An 18,418-nucleotide genomic window follows, 5' to 3' on the forward strand; every position below is an offset into this window, starting at 1 on the left:
GGTTTGCGAAGCTGTCTCTCTCGACAGCAAGTGGGCCTGCTTCGGCTCACAAGCTCGAACGCGGTGGTCGGCATCCCCCGTGAAAGGACTCAATGGTTAGGCAATAAAAAGAACCTGCTGCTCGCTCCTATGATATCGCCGCCAGTCATATTGTGGCCTTTGGTGACGGGAACGCATAGCCTGGCCCAGTGCCGAACTTTTATGGGGAAGAGTCAGAAGAGCGGCTGCACGAAGGATTGTACGAAGTTCTCAACACAGATCGGCTCAAGCGCCTACTAGACAGCAAGCCGAACCTGCAGCCGTTTTTTGCAGAAATTGAGGATGAAGACGCTCCAGAAGTCCTCTCCCGTTATGTATCAGATGCTGTTCGGAAAGCCCTCACCGCGGCCAAGCCAACCGACAGGGTCGCCCTAGCAAACCGACTTCTCCACGAGTTGAATGGCGCCGATCCCATTATTTCAGGCCCCACCCAGCTTCAGTCTCTCTATCGACCTGACGCTCTGAAACGCCGGCAGCTGCGCCGACCTACCACCAAGCTCAGCGATTCAGCGCTTCTAACGAACAGCAATGACGAGCCGAATCTGGCCGCGGAGCTCCGGGCAGAAGTGGAGTCGGCAGACAGCGTTGATCTCCTCTGCGCCTTTGTCCGCTGGACCGGGCTGAGGCTTCTGCAGCCGGCCCTTGAACAACTGAAAGAACGCGGAGCGAGGCTCCGGGTTATCACCACCACCTACATGGGGGCCACGGAACGCCGCGCTATCGATGAGCTCGTCACGAGGTATGGGGCCGAGGTGAAGATCAGCTACGAAACCCAGGCCACAAGGCTGCACGCCAAAGCCTGGCTATTCCGTCGCAACACGGGTTTCGACACCGCCTACGTCGGCAGCTCTAATCTGAGCCAGGCTGCACTCCTGGACGGGCTGGAGTGGAACGTCCGGCTCAGTTCGGTCGCAACCCCGGCCCTCCTGCAGAAGTTTGAGGTCACCCTTGACAGCTACTGGGAGCAGCGAGCTTTCCAAAGTTATGACCCGGAGCGTGACGGTGAAAAGCTGGACGCTGCGCTGGAACGCAACGGCGGCCGCCGTACCGCGGCGCCGGACGCCGCCACCGGGCTTGAGGTTCAGCCGTTCCTCCACCAGGAGGAGATGCTGGAGGACCTGGAAGCGGAGCGGCTCAAGGGTTTCAACCACAACCTCCTGGTCGCCGCCACGGGCACCGGCAAAACAGTCATCGCCGCTCTGGACTACAAACGGCTAAGCGAAACTGCCGGCCGCGACCTCAAACTACTCTTCGTCGCCCATCGCCAGGAGATTCTCAAGCAGGCGATGCGCACCTACCGTGACGTCATGCAGGACGGCGCCTTCGGTGAGCTTTACGTGGGGGAGCACAAGCCGCGGGAGTGGAAGCACATCTTCGCGTCCGTCCAGTCGCTGTCTTCCCTCGGCATCGAGCAGCTGGAGCCTGACTTCTTCGACGTCGTCGTCATCGATGAGTTCCACCACGCGATGGCGCCCACGTACCGCCGCCTGGTGGACCATCTGAAACCGCAGCAGCTCCTCGGGCTGACGGCGACCCCGGAACGCGGCGACGGCGTCGACGTCGCCAGGCAGTTCTTCGACGGCCGGACGGCCAGTGAACTGAGGCTCTGGGACGCCCTGGACGCTGACCTGCTGGTGCCCTTCCACTACTTCGGCGTCTCGGACGACGTCGACCTGAGCCAGTTGGAATGGAAGCGCGGCAACTATGACACCACCCAGCTGAGCGCCCTCTACACGGGCAATGACGCCCGCGCCGCCAAGGTGATCCGCGAACTCAGGGACAAGGTCACCAGCACCGACGAGATGCGGGCTATCGGCTTCTGCGTCTCCGTCCAGCATGCCCACTATATGGCCGAGGTGTTCAACCGGGCCGGCATTGCCTCCGTCGCCGTCGACGGGACCACTGACAATGCTGATCGCGAGGAAGCACTCCGGAGCCTGGGGCAGCGGGAGATCAACTGCATCTTCGCCGTCGACCTCTTCAATGAAGGCCTGGACCTTCCGCAGGTGGATACCATCCTGCTGCTCCGGCCCACGCAGAGTGCCACGGTCTTTCTCCAGCAGCTGGGACGCGGGCTGCGCCGGGCCGAGGGCAAGGCGGTGCTGACGGTGCTGGACTTCATCGGCCAGCAGCGCCGTGAGTTCCGTTTTGATCTGCGCTACCGGGCGCTGACCGGCTACGGGCGCAAGGAGCTGGAGAAGGCTGTAGAGGACGAGTTCCCATACCTGCCGTCCGGTTCGCAGATCGTGCTGGACCGGGTGGCGCAGAAGGTGGTGCTGGACAACATCAAGGCGCAGATCCGGTTTAACCGGGCGCAGCTGGTCCGGGACATTGCCTCGTACGCCGAGACCGAGCTGGAGGCCTATCTGGAGCGGTCGGGGAATGACGTTAAGACGATCTACCGTTCCACCAGGGACTCGTGGACCGGTTACCTCCGGCAGGCTGGGCTGATCGAAGGGCTCTCACCCCTGGAGACCGTGTTGCGCGGGAAGATCGAGGAGTTGTCGGACGCGGAGGAAAAGAAGCTGCTGGGCCGTATGGCCGCATTGATTCACGTGGACGACCCGGAACGGGCCGCTGCCTATTCGATGCTGGTTGCTGCCGACGCGCCGCGCTACGCGGAACTGGGCATGCGCGAGCAGGCTTTTGCGCGCATGCTGTTCTACACGATGTGGGATGACGGCGGAGGATTCAAGACCTACGACGACGGCCTGGACCACCTGCGCGGCTACCAGTTTGTGTGCCGCGAGATCCGCCAGGTGATGAAACTGGGAGTGGCGGCATCGAAACATGCGGCGAAGAGCCTCGGCGCAGGGCTGCAGCACATCCCGCTGCTGTCCCATGCCACCTACAGGCGCGAGGAGGTGCTGGCGGCGTTGCAGTACGGGTCACTGGAACAGGGCAAGAACGTCCAGCACCGCGAGGGCGTGGCGTGGTGTCCGGCAACCTCCACGGACGCATTCTTTGTGACGCTGAACAAGGACGACAAGAAGCACTCGGCGACCACGATGTACAAGGACTACGCCATTAGTCCGGAGCTGTTCCACTGGGAATCTCAGAACGCAACGTCAACTACCAGCCCGACGGGACGGCGCTACCTTGACCAAGTTTCCCACGGCTCCAGAATTGTGATTTTCACGAGGGACACCGCGGACGACGAGACCGGGCTGACAGTGCCCTACACGTGCCTTGGACAGGTGGACTACGTACAGCACTCGGGGGAGAAACCGATCGCCATTACCTGGAAGCTGCATCGGGCGATGCCGGCTGACGTTTACGCGACGGCTGCCGCCGTTGCCCTGTGAATGGACCCGCTCATTTGTACCCGAAAGGCTGAGCGGGGCCCAACTGCTGTCACAACTAGCCCACATGGGCCGTAGGCCCGCGACGCGTGGCCACTTTACGGCTTCGCGTTGGATCAATCCATTACGCTGAACTGAGCGAGGTGCGACCGGAACTCGAATGCCCGTCTCCGGTGGCCGCCCAATGCGGCCGAACGCACTTTATCGATGGCAGTAGAAGAGAATGTGATGGTGAGCTCAACCGACATGGTTGACCCGACGACTCCGGACAACGCAGCCCAACCCAACAGGGAAGCTGACGAGCAGGTCCACCACCTTGACGAGGGCTACCTCATCGACTTCCTTTCGGACAAACCGATTAAGGACACTCAGAAGGAGCAGGTCCGGCAGCGGATTGTGCGGGTGCTCTTCCACGAGTATCAAATTGCCCCGGAGGACATGGAGCTCGACTTCGTTATCCAGGTCGAAACCGAGAAAGGCAAGCGCCGTAAAAAGGTCGACATCGCGGTCTTCGCCCCGGGCAGTCAGCACGATGCCGCCAACTTGCGTCGCGTCGTGGTTACCAACAAGGAGCCTAACCGCGGCAAGAACGTTGTTAAGCTGCGTACTTACGACCAGATGAAGTCTGAGATGTCCTTACTCCAGGACCTGCTGGGGGCCGAAGACTACCCCGAGCGTTCCTGGGGCCTGTGGACCGACAACGTGGACTTCTTCTTCATCGAGAAGGAGACCACGCGTTGGGGTGCGGAATTTCACGAGCGTGCTGACTGGCCACTGTCTGACGGCACCGTAGGCAGTGGCCAAGTGGTGTCCGCCCAACAGCTTCGTCGTGCCGAACCGGAGATGCTTAAGACTACCTTCCGGCGTTGCCATAACTATGTTCATGGCAACGAAGGCATGCCGAAGGACGCCGCCTTCTGGCAATTCCTTTTTCTGCTCTTTGCGAAGATGTACGACGAACGCGCTGTCCGGAAATGGAACCCGCGTCGCTTCTACGCCTCCATGACTGAGCCGTACGACGACCAGGGCCGCGCCGCGATCCGGGAGCGAATCACTGACCTTTTTGACGACGTCAAGAAGGAGTACGCCGATTCTGGTCTCTTCAAGGCAAGCGACGAAATCACTCTCTCGGACCGGGCACTCGCCTTTATCGTCTCTGAGTTGTCGCCCTACGATCTCGGCCTGACGGACATTGACGCCAAGGGGCTGGCCTACCAGGAGTTGGTCGGCACCAACCTCCGTGGCGACCGCGGTCAATACTTCACCCCGCGTGGCGCGGTGAAGCTAATGATTGAAATCCTCGACCCGCAGGAGGGCGAAACCGTTCTCGATCCGACGTGCGGCACCGGCGGCTTCCTGCACGCTACCCTCACCCACCTGCACCACAAAATGCAGGATGAAGATGGCACCCGCGGCATCCCCGACTCCCCAGAGCAGGGCGAGCGGTACCGCGACCGACTGCGAAAGTACGCCGACGAACACCTCTTCGGCGCCGACTTCGACCCGTTCCTCGTACGCGCCACCGCAATGAACATCATGACCCTGGCTGATACGCCCGGCAACGTCTTCCACATGGATTCCCTCTCCTTCCCGAGGGGTCACCTCAGCGGCGTTGCGGAGGCGACCAAACGCATCCCCCTGGCTAAGGAAGGCCGGGGCGGGATCGTAGATGTGCTGCTTACCAACCCGCCCTTTGGCGCCGACATCCCAATCAGCGACGAGTCGGTGCTCGGGGACTTCCGCGATGGGGTCGCGAAGTCCTGGTCGCGCAACCGGAACACCGGCGAGCTGCTGGTCAGCGCGAACTTGCCCGGTTCCATGGCACCAGAGCAGCTCTTCGTGCAGCGGGCCATTGAGTGGATCAAACCCGGCGGCCGGCTCGGAATCGTCCTGCCCAACGGGATTTTGTCGAACCCTGGCCCGGCGGATGAGGGCATCAGGCGGTTCATTCTGCAGCAGTGTTGGGTGCTCGCGAGTGTCGAGCTGCCGGTCGAGACCTTCATCGTGGACGCCAACGTCAACATCCTCACAACCTTGCTCTTCCTCAAACGCAAGACGCTTGACGAGAAGATTAGCGAGAGGCTCAACGGGCCCGTCTCCTACCCGGTCTTCATGGCGGTCGCGGAAAAGGTGGGCTTTGACCGGCGAGGAAACGACCTGTATAAACGGTCCCCGAACGGCGATCTCATTATGGAGACCTATGAAGAAACCGAGTACCTCACAATCAAGGATGTACGCCGTACGCGTACCGTCAAGCGCAGCAGGCCCGTCCTCGACAACGATCTGCCTGTAATTGCTCAGAAATACTGGGAGTTTCGCGACCGCCATCCAATTCCGGGCTTCGACCCGCATGAGTCTGTAAGTGCAGACGAGTGAAAATCGCCAGCATCGATAACCCTGTCAGGGCCGATTGGTTTCATGAGCAGGGCCTTCGCCTCGACGCTACTCCTTATCTTTCGGGTGCGCTCGAGGCGCGCAAACGGCTCGAGGCTTTGCCTAACACAGTTCGTCTCGACAGAGTTACCACGGGCATTTTCCATGCAGGGCGGTTTAGCCGCCGCTGGGTCAACAATCCTGAGCATGGAGTACCGTTCTTCTCCAGCACCGACGTCCTGGAAGCGGACTATTCGTACCTCCCGTACATTGCGAGGAGCGCGGCTGAGAAGTTCCCGCGACTGTTGATAGAGCCTGGATGGACACTAGTCACCCGTTCGGGCACTGTCGGCCGCATTGCCTATGCACGCCCCGACGTGGATGGCTTCGCTTGTAGCGAGCACGTCATGCGCGTGGTGCCAGACGAGTCGGAGATCCGTCCCGGCTACCTGAACACCTTCCTCCGAAGCCGCTTCGGCGTGCCGATGATCGTTGCCTCGGCATACGGAGCGATTATTCAGCACATTGAGCCGAATCACCTGATCGATTTGCCGGTGCCGCGGTTTAGCTCTTCCCTGGAGCAGAGAATCCATAATCTGGTCGAGGAGAGCGCGCAACTCCGGGCAGCGTCCCAGGCTGGCCTCGTCGCCGCCACCGAGGATTTTTTCCGGGCCGTCGGACTCCCCGAACTAGTCGATTATCGCTGGCACGACGAAGGGCGGGACCTGGGATTCGACGTCAACCCGTCGCCTTCATCCTTGCGCGCCATGAACTACGCAGGACGCGCGCTGCGCCTAAAGCAAGCGATGGCATCAGTCCCGCACCTAACCCTCGGGGAGATTTGCAGAAATGGCCGGTTGGGAAACGGCCCAATGTTTAAGCGCATTGACAGCGACCTTGGCCACGGCGGAGTTCTTCTAGTGGGCCAGCGGCAGGGTTGGTGGAACCGCCCAGAGGACGGTCGTGTAATCAGCCGCGCCCAGACGCCGGCCGACTGTTTCGTTGCTGATGAGACAGTGATGGTGGGTGCGCAAGGGCTACCAAGCGAAGGTGGTCTCCTCGGCCGGGGAATGATGGTTACCGGACGTTGGCTACCGCACGCGTACAGCCAACACTTCCTCCGTATTGGTTCCGGCCTAGCAGATATTCCCGGTGCCTACCTCTTCGCGCTTTTCCGCAGCGAGGTCTCAATGCGGATTTTTAGGAGCATGCTCGCAGGCTCGGGACCGCAAAGCCTGCACACGACACTCGTTGCTTCGTATCCGATCCCGATCGCTGCCGAATCCGATCGGCAGCGAATCGCCGGTTCTGTTCGGCAAGCGTATCGTGATCGTGACCGAGCCGATGTGATAGAGGATGAAGCGCTGGCTTTGCTGACGCAGGCGATTGAGGGGGCCGAACGCTGATGGCGAGGATCGTTCCGATTGGACCGCCCGTGAACGATGCGGAACGGGCGGTCATCGCTCACCTGCGTGACCACGGGCCGGATGAGTGGACGGTCCTGCATTCGCTGGAGATTCCCGACTCCCGAGGCCGGCTTTTTGAAGTTGATCTGGTAGTCGTGACCCGACACATGGTTTACGTTATCGATGTGAAGGGCACCTTCGGCCGGATCGACGTGCAGGGTTCGCGATGGATGCCAGCGGGACGGTCTCCCTTCCATACGCCGTTGCCAAAGCTGAGAGAGAACGCTAAGCGGCTGAAGAGCCTCCTCGAAGACGCACATCCGCAGCTCTCTCGGGTCTACGTCGATGCAGTTGTTGTGCTCCCGGCGCCCGATGCTCGGCTGGTCGACCGAAATACGCCGCAGCGGGACGCCGCTTCGACGGTCAACCTGCCGCACTTGGTAACGCTGTTGTCCGACGACTCCCGGGTGCCCAGCGGTTCGTTCTCGGTCGACGCGGACATCGAACGTCATCACGAGAAGATTGTGGAGGAGATCAAGCGGATAGGTCAGGTGCCGACCGGACCGCTGCATTTTGGAAATTGGCTGGTGCTGGACACGCTGAGCGAGACCATCCACGCCGACGGCATCGACGTGGTGGGGGAGTACCGTGCGAAGAACGCCAACGCCGTTCAGGGCTCGGGCACGGTGCGGCTCGTGGTGCGGCAGGCCGACTTGTACGCCCCATCATGGGAACGCGAGAAGAAGCAGAAACAGATCGGGATCGCCTATGAGGCGCTCGGCAAGCTGCCGCCGCATCCGGCGATCGTCGGAGTGAAGGACTTTTTTCCCGACCATGAGGACCGTGGGTTCGTCACGGTCTACGACGACATCCCCGGTCATGCCTTGCGGTTGCACTTGGGAGATAATCCGGTCGAGCCACTGACCCGGGATCGGAAGCTGTTGATCCTGCGGCAGGTGCTTGCCGGGCTGTCGCACGCCCAATCCCGCAAGATCGTGCACCGGGCACTCAGCCCGGCGACGATCTTGCTCACCCAAGACGGCAGGGCGATGATCACCGGCTTCGACTACGCCAAGACCGCACAGATGCGCGCCCACACGGTAGCAGTAGATGCCCACGCGGCCGCGGACAATGCCTATCTCGCTCCCGAGGCACTCGAGAACCCGACCAAGATGACAGATAAGGCCGACATCTATGCCCTCGGCGTCATCGGGTTCGAGATGCTCACTGGCCACTTGCCCTTCGGGTCAGTCACTGCGCAGGTCAAAGCCGCAGGTGTGCTTCCGGAGAAGGACTTGGAGCAGGCCGACGTGCCCGCTCCGCTGCGTCACTGGTTCTCCCTGCTATGCGCGGCCAAACCCGAGGACAGGCCGGATGCGCGTGAGGCGATCCGCCGCTTCGACCTCGCCATCGGCGAGGTTAACCGGCCCAAGCGCCGGGTCGTCGCAGGAAGCGGGGAGGAATCATCGACGCCCCCTGCGGCGTCGGAGGCCGGTGACGACGGCAAGCACCGCGAACTGCTGGACTGGCGGAACCTGCCGCGGGACTTCGCGCTTGGCACGAAGTACATCGTGCAGCAGCGACTCGGTAAGCCTGGAGCGAGCGGCGTGGCCTACAAGGTCTTCGACACCATGCGAAACGTCGACCGAGTGATCAAGTTGATCCTGCGCGACGAAGAGGGCACCCGGGAGCGGGCCCGACGTGAGGGCATGGTGTTATCTCGGCTCCAGGATGCGGAGGCGCATCCGAACGTGGTTCGAATGCTCGACGTCGACGTCCTGCCACAGCCGTACTCGTATCCCTTCCTCGTGTTCGAGTTCGTCACCGGGGAGGACCTGGGTGAAGTCATCCGAGGCGGTACGCTCACGCCGAGTGACGTCTTGCGAATCGGCTCGGACGTAGCCGAGGGGCTGAACTACCTGCACAGCCTGGATGTCTGGCACTGTGACATCAAGCCCGGCAACCTGCTGTGGACCGAGGACGGGGTGAAGATCCTCGACTTCGGCATCGCCAAGACGCCCGAGACAACTCAGGGCCACACCGCCAGCACCCCTCGCTACACCCCGCCCGACCTCGACCAACTGCCTGCCGGTGCGTCAGGCTACATCGACCGAGACCTGTACGCGCTCGGGATCACGCTGTACGAGGCGCTCACCAATGCCTACCCGTGGGCCGGTGCCAACACGCCGCGGCCGGCGTTGGCGCCCGCCGATCCGCGCGGGCGCTTCAACATTTCCGGGGTACCGCCTAAATTGGTCGAGACGATCCTCAAGGCTATCGCTCCTGAACGTGGTAGTCGGTTCACTAGCGCCCAGGAGTTCCTTACCTCGCTGATGGCCGCGATCGAGCAAACGAAGGCGAAAATCGCGGAGCCAATGAAGCCCGCTCCAGCCCTGGCGACTGATGACGTCGAAGCCTCGTCAGAGCGCAACCCGTTCGTCGCTTACCTTCAGACGCTTTATAGCCAGAGTAAACGCAGTAATCGCGGTACTCGCGGAATAGATGCTGCCAAAGGACGCGTATATGTGCCCACCGGGTTAGATTTAGCTCTGATGCCGGAAGTCCTCGAAGGTAGGCACTCATTGGTGGTCGTCACTGGTAACGCCGGTGACGGCAAGACCGCATTTCTTGAAAGTCTCGCCGCGACGGCGCGTGAGCGGGGTGCTACCTTCACCTCGGTGCGGGCCAACGGGGCCGACTTTGAGCTTGACGGACGCCGCTTCCACACCAACTACGATGGCAGTCAAGACGAGGACGGGGTCGTAAGCGACGAGGTTCTTTCAGCGTTCTTCGCTCCCTTCGCTGGCGCTGATCAGGTTGGTGAGCTGATCGGGGAGACGCGGCTAATCGCGGTCAACGAGGGCCGCTTGGTCGATTTCCTCAGCCATCACGCCGAGCAGTTCGCAGCTCTCACCCACATCGTCGAGGTGGGGCTTCGTGGTGAGGACGACAATCCGGGGCCAGTGGCGGTGGTTAACCTCAACCTCCGCGATGTAACTGTGCGCTCAGTCGACACGCTTACGGGTGGAGGTCTCAGCGACTCAATCCTCGAACGGATGCTCGACTCGATGGTCCGCCCGGAATTTTGGGCCGACTGTGATGGCTGTGCCCTCGTCGAGGGTTGCTACGCTCGGCAGAACGCGGCCACCATAGCCCATCCCGTCGTGGGGCCGCAGGTCAAGGAGCGCATGCGGCGGGTTTACGAGGTCGCCCAGCTCCGTGGCCGACTGCACATCACCCTACGCGACCTCCGCTCTGCTCTCGCCTACACCCTGACCTCAGGGCGCGACTGTACCGAGATACATGAGCTCTACGAGGCACAGCAGTCCAGCCCGATCCTGGCCAGTCACTACTTCAACGCATACCGAGGGGGTGATGCTGCGACCGAGCGCGACAGGTTACTCATTCAGCTTCGTCACGTCGATGTCGCCCGACCCCCTCAACCGGTGCTCGACAGACGGCTGGCCAACGAAGGCCTACTGGAGCACTACCTGGTAAGTCCCGACGACAGGGTCACTCCAGAGCGAGACCTGCTCCGTGAACTGCACGCCGAAGTTAGTGGCGCCGACAGCAGCCCTGATGACGTCGTCAGATTCGTGTCGGCAGCCCGCCGGTTGTCGTACTTTGAAATGCGTGACCCCGGTGAGGCAATCAAAATGCTGCCCTACGCCTCCGTGCAGGCCTTCCGCGAACTGCTCGACGGAAAGCGGCCAGTGCCGACCGAACTTTTCCTCAGAGCACTAAACCGGAGCGAGGGTGTCGTCTCGACGGAACTTTCAGCCGATGGGCTCGTCATCGGGGTCCGCAATGTCGTACGCGGCACTATTCGCAGCCTGCGCCGGTTTCCGGGTAAGGGGTTCCAAGCCGGACGGATCGGCACCGACACCCACCCGTACCTCGAGACACGACCGACGGCGCTTCGGCTGACCTACACTGATCCAGACCATGCAGGGATCCCATCGGCCGAGCTGCGCATCGGGCTGGATCTCTTCGAGCTGATCGAACGGTTTAGCCGCGGCTATCAGGCCAGCATTGACGATGATCAGGGCTATGCGCTTGCCCTGACGGTCTTCAAAAACCAGCTTGCCGTCGTGCCCTACCAGGCGGTGCTGCTGACCGTTGACGGATCGGCGGTGCACACCGTGCGGCGCGACGACGGCGGCGTGCTCCACCTGATCACCCAAGAGAAGACCGTGCCCGAGACCCAGGAGGCGGAATGGCGCTAGACGGTAAGGACCGCGCCTTTCGATGCGACGCGATCAGCCGTATCGATTACAAGACGCTTACCATGGACCGTGTCCTCACGGCGTTCCTTGCGAGGCTGTGGCACGGTGGCGTCAGCAGCCGGGTCCGACGCGCAACCGACCTGGATGTCGACGCCTACCTGGAGCTGCTGGTAGACGACAAGTTCGGCCGCTTTAACGGGTTCGCTGATAATGAGGACGTCAGCCGCCGTTGGGTTGAGACCCACCTGCTCGATATGGTTAACCGCGGCCGGACAACCGAGGCGGTGGCCGGGCCGCGTCCGCTCCATGGCTTCGCCTACCGGCTGCGAAACTCCGCCCGCTCACGTCCCTACGGTGCAGACGAGCAGCTCTACGAGTTACTCTCGGTCAACGACCTCGCCCTAAACGGCTTGCGGGAGTTCTTTTTCTCTGAAGTAGACCCTGTCACCGGCGAGGCGGCGCCCGGCCCGGACATTGACGTGGAGTCGCAGGCATTGCTCAGTATGGTCGAGGCTGTCCAGGGCAAAGCACAGGATCGCCCGGACAGTTCAGCCCGTCGTGAGCAAAAGCAACTGTGTCGCCAGTCGGGCGAGCTGCTCGGTGAGGACGTGCTGCGACTGCTGCTGCACCGGGAGTTCATGCCGCGGACCGTTCTCGTGGAGCACCTCAAGATTCTATTCTCGTTCCACCTGGCTCTTTACCACCTGCGAATGCTTAAGCTCGTTCCGGCTGCCATACGTAGTGGTGCTGTTGACCACGCCTGCACCAGCGGTCACAAGCGCGGTGAGCAGTGTCGCTTCCAGCCGCATCTCTTCGTGGACGTCGCAGGCTCGGAGCCTGGGCTGCCAGCGGAGTACGCGGCCAAGAGCGCCTCGACCTGGTATGGCCGGCTACCGCAGTTTGTCCGCGGCACATTCGCAGTGCTAAAGCTGGCCGACTTCGCTAAGGATATGCACCGGCAGGGCAAGTTCGCGAGCCCCGGCAGGGAGGACCTGCCGGCCTCCGAAACGATCGCTTTGTTAGATACGAAGTACGAGGCCGACCGCGAAGTCTTCTTTGACATGCGAGTGCGTAGGATACTCGACGACGAGGAGGAGCCGCTTGCTCCCGAGCTGCAGACCATCATGGACCTCGACTTGAGCCGCCTAGACACGTATCTCGAACTGATCATGCACTACCGTGGTGCCTTTCAACGGAAGTATCTGGTCGAGTGCCTGGATTCAATGTTCCTTAAGGGCCGCCCCGGGGAGCTGTTGACCCAGCCCCGGGGCAAGTCCGGTGCACGTCGCTTCGTGCTTGATTCACGACTGTTGGAGGTCCTGTTGCAGGTGTGCCTGGTACAGCCCGACGAATCAGGACGGATGCGAACTCGACCGATGAGGGTGGATGAGATCCTCGAAACACTGCGGACCCGATATGGGCTATACATCGATACCCTCCCTACGGAGGACGGGTTCCATGGCCCGGACGTGCCTGATCAGGCTGCGCTACGAGCTAACACTGCCGCCTTCGTTGACCGGCTCCGCGAGATCGGCTATTACCGGGATATTTCCGACGCCTACCTGACCCAGACCGTCACCCCCCGCTTCACCATTGGAGCTCACCAGGAGAGGAGTCCGCGTTGACGGCTACAGCCTCCGGGCTCGTTGAGCCCACCATCGTTGATGTCCGCAGCGCTCTGGAGGACGTGCTCGTTCCCCACCTGCTCGGGATACTCTCAAGCCGGCAGGCCGGCCACTGCATGCGTGTTACCGAACTCGACGGCGGGCTGAGCGCCCGCCTTGTACACCGGCTCCGTACTGCTACTGTGCCAGGCACTGTGGTGTGCCTGCTGGCCTCCGACGAGAAGGTCGCCATGGGGGACGATACCCTGGTGACAAGCACCCAACTCGTGGAACTTCGCAACCGACCGATCGACGAGACCTCCGGACCGCTGCTTGTCTTCGTGCCCCCGGGATTGCGCGCCAGCGCGGAGGACTCTTTCGGGGTAGCTACCTTCGAGGAGATCGAGGTCGGCAATGCCTACGCTATCCTTCGTAAGGAGCTGATCAGCCGGGTGCCGGCTTCGCTCCGGGATGGGATCAGCCGCCTGGAGCAGGTCCTCGCAAGCAAGAAGGATAATCGCTCCAGCGACCAGGCTTGGGTGCGTTACCTGCTTACCCTCGCCGCCAATGACTACGAGCCCGACGCGGCCGGGGCGGCGATTTACTGCTTCGGCCTGGTGCCCGACCTGGCGCTTTTCACGAAAGTCGCAGATGTACCGGAACGAGTTGGTCGTAACCGTGTCCACGTCGACGACCTCAGCCGCAGCGAGCTCGACGAGCGGCAACGGGTACTCTCCCTCGGACTGTCCGACCCCGACTTCACCTCTCGCCTTGCCCGCTTCGTCGGTAAGATCGGCCTCGAGGACCGCGTTGTTTGGACGCGTCGGATCATCACCGATCGCGACAACCGCATCTTGACTTTCGACAACTGGCCTGCGCCCAGCGAACGCGAACTGCAACTCAAAATCGAGGTCCACGTCATCGGTCTCTCGTTTGTCGGTGACGATCCCGAGCACCTCAGGACGTACCCGGTTTTGGAGACTCTAGCTGGACAGCCGTATCTAGTTGCCGGTCCAACCGGCGCGAAAGACATCGCCGCGACTTTTACCATCGACCCGGTGTTGACCACTGCCGACGGCTTGCTCAAGCTCCGCGTCGAGTTGGTCTCGGAGGACGGTGAACCGACAGGCAAAGCCGTTAACGTAGCGACGGGGGCGCGTCCTAAAAGCAGCTATAAGGGAACCATCCGTAACCTGCGCAAGGCCCAGCTTGACGAGGGCTGGCACCGCCTTATTGTCACACCAATTGCGGAGATGGACCGCCGTATCATCACCGCTCCCACGTCGGGCATGAGTGAGCTCTTTTACGTCGTCAACGCCGATGAGAGCGAGGATCCTCCCGAGACCCGAGCCCAACGGTACGAAAGTCTGACGCACGCCATCCAGAGGCTCGGCTTCGGCCGCCTGGCGGACGGACGCCCTGACAGGGACCTCACTCCTGGGGACGTCTCGTGGGTCAACGGATCACGCAACTCGGCTTTTGCCAGCGCCAACATACACGTAGCCGGTGGCGGCGGGGTCGAGATCAGGCTCTCACGACTGCTGACCCAAATTGAACGCGACACGCTAATCAGCCCGCGGGAGCTCGGCATGTGGCAGCTTGCCCTTGGCCAGGAGGGATCGCCCTCGGCTCCGGTTCGCGACGAGACCCCATGGGTCGATTCTCTCGGGCCGGTGGCAGAACAAGCTTTCGCCGAATTCATTGACGTCCGCGACACCCTGTTCCAGGCGATTGCGGACGCCAGCGCGCCGTATGACGACGAGCCCATCGGTGTCGTCGAGACAACCAACCTCATGCCACTCTCGGCTGAAATCGTTGCTTATGCGGCCAGCTATCAGAGGATGGTCTCAGCTCAGACTGCCCATGCAGCTGAGGTCACGCGGAATGAGCGGGGAGCGGCGCTGCGGGCGCTTGGCGGTCTGCAGCAGATCGATGCCGTCGCAACGCGCTATGTCGACGCGCTCGGTGACTTCCACCAGGTCCTGCTGGTCGGGCCGACGCACCCGTTGCGGTTGCTGTGGTTCTGTGGGTGGAGCGCTCTAGGTGCAGCTTGGCGCGGGGAGCTTGGCGGCCACAACAAGGAGGCCGCCGCCGATGCGGCGGCCAGTTACTTCCACAAGCTTGATTCCCTTGGCTTCCCCTTCGCCGTGCCGCGACAGGACAACCACCACCTGCTTGCCGCGGTCGGCAACCTGACGCCCTTCTGGACAGCAATGGTTCATTCACGGACCGACGACGCGATCGGACTCCTCGGCAAACTGTCCAACGCGCTCGGTATACCGGACACGCTGCGAGCCCCTGGCCGCGTCCAGGCCGCCGTAGTTCTGGCCGACAGAGTGGAACGGTACGTCCGGCAGCATGCCTACATTCGTACCCTGGTTGTCAACGTGATCAACCCAGGCGAGGCGGGACTTATCGTCGAGATGCTCTTGGAGCTCCAACGGCGTTTGACAACCAAGGAACTGACCTACGATCTACGACTATGCACGCCTAACACCGCCATGCCCGGGATCGGCGAGGCCGTCGCCGACCTTACCCGCTCAGATAGCCGGTTCAATAGGGAAGAGGCCGACGCATTTGGCTCCCGCCACGATAGCAACGTGCCCAAGCTGGCCTACTCTATCCGCTCTATAGACGAGTTCGAACAGTGCCCGACCGAGTTCGAAGCTCACCTTACGATCTTTGTGGATGCCTTCTCGGGCGAGGAACACGAGACCGGACCGGTCCAGCACATAGCTCACGCCCCTGCATACGGGCTGATCCAGCAAGCGTTCACAGCCTTCGACGTTGGAGATGACGGGGCCAGCGTCACCTGGCGAAAGAGCCCGGTTTTCGCCCGACCCGCTGCCACGGAAAGCGCTCTGAGCGACCTGCTCGCTGACCTGCCGCACACGCTCGCCCGTGCCGCAGCCAGCGTCGCCACTGATGGCACTGGGACCGGGCACGTGCCCACTGCCACCCTCAACCTCGACGGTCAACAGCGGTCCCTGTTGCATCAGGCTCACGACGTCAGTGACTGGGTGGTCATCATAGACCGGACGCTCGGATTGGAGTACTTCGACCGCACGGCGCAGGGCGGAGGCCGCAACGACTTTGTTATTGATTACGTCGCCGGCAGCGTCGGTCTCGGCCGCCAGGTTTTGGTCAGCTCGCGCAAAGTCGAGGAACTTCGTGGTCTATTGGCACCTGTTATTGTCGATCATGGTATCGCCGTCGACGACCGGCACCTGCAGACTTTCTTCGAGCAACTTCGGCTGCTATCGGGCAGTCTCGCCTTCAAGCTCTCCTCAGCTGCCCGCAACCAGCGAGCCGAGGTGCTGGGACTTGCTCTCGCGAGGCTCTACCTCGACGGCCAGCAGGCCCTGGGTGACCAAATTGTTATTCCCCTCGATGCCCACCAAGACCTTTACGCGGAGACCCGACGTCGAACGGGGGCAGAGAAATCGCTACGACGCACGGACTTAGCGCTATTCTCCTTCGACGCCGTTGCGAGAACCATCACCTGCCGTCTGGTCGAGGTCAAAGCCTATTCAAGGATCCGCAACGTCACCGACCACGAGGGGTTGCAGCGATCAATTATCGAACAGGTTGAGACCTCACAGAGCGTCCTGGCTAGCCAATTCGACCCAAACGCTGCCGACCCCGATCGAGTCGACCGAGCGGTGAAAAACGTTGAGCTCGCTGCGCTGTTGCGGTTCTACCTCGAGCGCTCCGAGCGATACAAGATGGTTCGGCGTTCCGTGAGCACGCATGCTCGTCGATTACTTGAGACACTTGACGACGGATTTAGACTACGCTTTGACCGGATCGGCCTCATATTCGAGCTGTCAGGGGAGAGTAGTGCTCCGGTGATCGTCGACGGTGTGGAGTTCCACCACATTGGGCGGAGCGAGATCGACGAGCTCCTCTCCGCCGTGCCGACCGAGCTCGACCTGCCCCGCGACGTTACCGAACCCTACTCTGTTGTGCTCCCGGATCTTACGCGTTCTCTTCGTGAAGACGCTGCCTTCCGTGCCCCAACGCTGGATGTACTCGAAGACGAGCCGCAGGAAGCTGAATCCGTCTGGGACTCTACAGTGGTTGCGTCTCCTGGTGAGTTAGATCCAAAAGCAGCTGCCCCTGCCGTTCCCGGGGACGTTTACTCACCGCCACCCAGTGGCCTGTCCGGTGAGGCAGTCGAAGGCTCGACACATGTCCCTGTCGATCGTGAGGGCCTTTCTGCTCTCGAAAACCTGTTGGCTGCTTCCTCGTCGCCCGTCAACCCGCCGGTGCTGCTGGGCGTTACGGATAAGACTCCGCAATGGGCAATGCTTGGTGAGGCAGCGGGCGGCCGAAAGACAGGCATCGATCTAGATGAGACCCACACCATCAGCCTTTTCGGTGTTCAAGGCGGGGGCAAGAGTTATACTCTCGGATCCCTTATCGAAGCTGCAATCCTGCCTGCTCCCGGTGTGAATGAACTGCCGCACCCACTGGCTTCTGTCGTTTTCCACTACAGCCGAACACAGGATTACGCGCCCGAGTTTACCTCGATGAAGTACGCGAACGATGTCGAAGGCCAGATCGCGTTACTTCGTGATCGTTACGGCGCTGAGCCCGCTGCACTGGAGGACGTGCTGGTACTGGTCCCGCGGGACCAGCTCGAGGATCGTCGTGAGGAGTTCCCGGATCTGGACGTTCAGCCGCTTTTGTTCGCATCCTCTGAACTGCAAGCCTCGCACTGGCGCTTTCTGCTGGGTGCTGTGGGCAATCAGGCGATGTACATTCGTCAGCTCATGCAGGTACTCAAGGCCAACCGCAACACCCTGAGCTTGACGACCGTGAGGCAGGGTGTTGAGTCCTCCAATATGGCGGATAACCTTAAAGACCTTGCCCGGCAGCGGCTGGACCTTGCAGCAGATTATATCGACGACTCCGTGCGGATTTCAGACTATTTGCGACCAGGACGGCTGATCGTCGTGGATCTCCGTGATGAATTTATAGAGAAAGATGAAAGTCTTGGCCTCTTCGTCGTCCTCATGCAGCTCTTCTCGGAGGCCAAGGCTGACGGCAAGCACTTCAATAAACTAGTGGTGTTTGACGAGGCGCATAAATACATTGATAGCCCCGAGCTGGTCGATGTGCTCGTGGAGTCCGTTCGCGAGATGCGCCATAAGGGTATGAGTATCCTGGTTGCCAGCCAAGACCCGCCTTCTGTGCCCGTATCGCTCATCGAGCTTTCGGACGTGGTCGTGCTTCACAAGATGACGTCACCGGCGTGGCTCAAGCACATCCAGAAGGCCAATGCAGCACTCAACAGCCTTCGACCCGAAAGCCTAGCCCACCTCCAGCCAGGGGAAGCGTATGTCTGGGCAGGTAAGGCCGTGGACCTCGCCTTTACCCGTAATGCGGTGAGGGTTACTTTGCGTCCAAGGGTGACGCGGCACGGCGGCGGTACCAAGACGGCCTCACAGTAGTGATTGCAGTTG

Annotated in this window: 6 protein-coding genes; all 6 read left to right on the top strand. The window is 61.5% G+C overall.

Translation table 11 applies throughout. The features are described 5' to 3' along the window. Nucleotides 1–224: 224 nt before the first annotated feature. The 6 genes from KTR40_RS04900 to KTR40_RS04925 all read left to right on the top strand — a co-directional run bounded on the left by KTR40_RS04900 (nucleotide 225) and on the right by KTR40_RS04925 (nucleotide 18,406). Complete coding sequence (locus KTR40_RS04900) at nucleotides 225–3,344, top strand: DUF3427 domain-containing protein (protein WP_370633188.1); 3,120 nt, start codon at nucleotides 225–227, stop codon at nucleotides 3,342–3,344. Between the two features lie 228 nt (nucleotides 3,345–3,572). Further along, nucleotides 3,573–5,717 (top strand): N-6 DNA methylase, encoded by a 2,145-nt coding sequence (locus tag KTR40_RS04905; protein WP_228405461.1) that lies wholly within the window; start codon nucleotides 3,573–3,575, stop codon nucleotides 5,715–5,717. Continuing rightward, nucleotides 5,714–7,120, top strand: a complete 1,407-nt coding sequence (locus KTR40_RS04910) for a hypothetical protein (RefSeq protein WP_228405462.1) — start codon at nucleotides 5,714–5,716, stop codon at nucleotides 7,118–7,120. Before KTR40_RS04905 ends, KTR40_RS04910 begins: the two co-directional genes overlap by 4 nt. A 29-nt stretch (nucleotides 7,121–7,149) precedes the next feature. Beyond that, nucleotides 7,150–11,346, top strand: a complete 4,197-nt coding sequence (locus KTR40_RS04915; RefSeq protein ID WP_228405463.1) for a serine/threonine protein kinase — start codon at nucleotides 7,150–7,152, stop codon at nucleotides 11,344–11,346. Further along, nucleotides 11,337–12,971, top strand: coding sequence for a hypothetical protein (locus KTR40_RS04920; RefSeq protein WP_228405464.1), 1,635 nt, complete (start codon nucleotides 11,337–11,339; stop codon nucleotides 12,969–12,971). Before KTR40_RS04915 ends, KTR40_RS04920 begins: the two co-directional genes overlap by 10 nt. Then, on the top strand, nucleotides 12,968–18,406 hold the full coding sequence (locus tag KTR40_RS04925) for an ATP-binding protein (RefSeq protein ID WP_228405465.1): 5,439 nt from the start codon (nucleotides 12,968–12,970) through the stop codon (nucleotides 18,404–18,406). The genes KTR40_RS04920 and KTR40_RS04925 overlap by 4 nt, the downstream gene beginning before the upstream one ends. Nucleotides 18,407–18,418 lie beyond the last annotated feature (12 nt).

It is taken from the genome of Pseudarthrobacter sp. L1SW, assembly GCF_020809045.1.
In the GTDB taxonomy this organism is placed as follows: Bacteria; Actinomycetota; Actinomycetes; order Actinomycetales; family Micrococcaceae; genus Arthrobacter.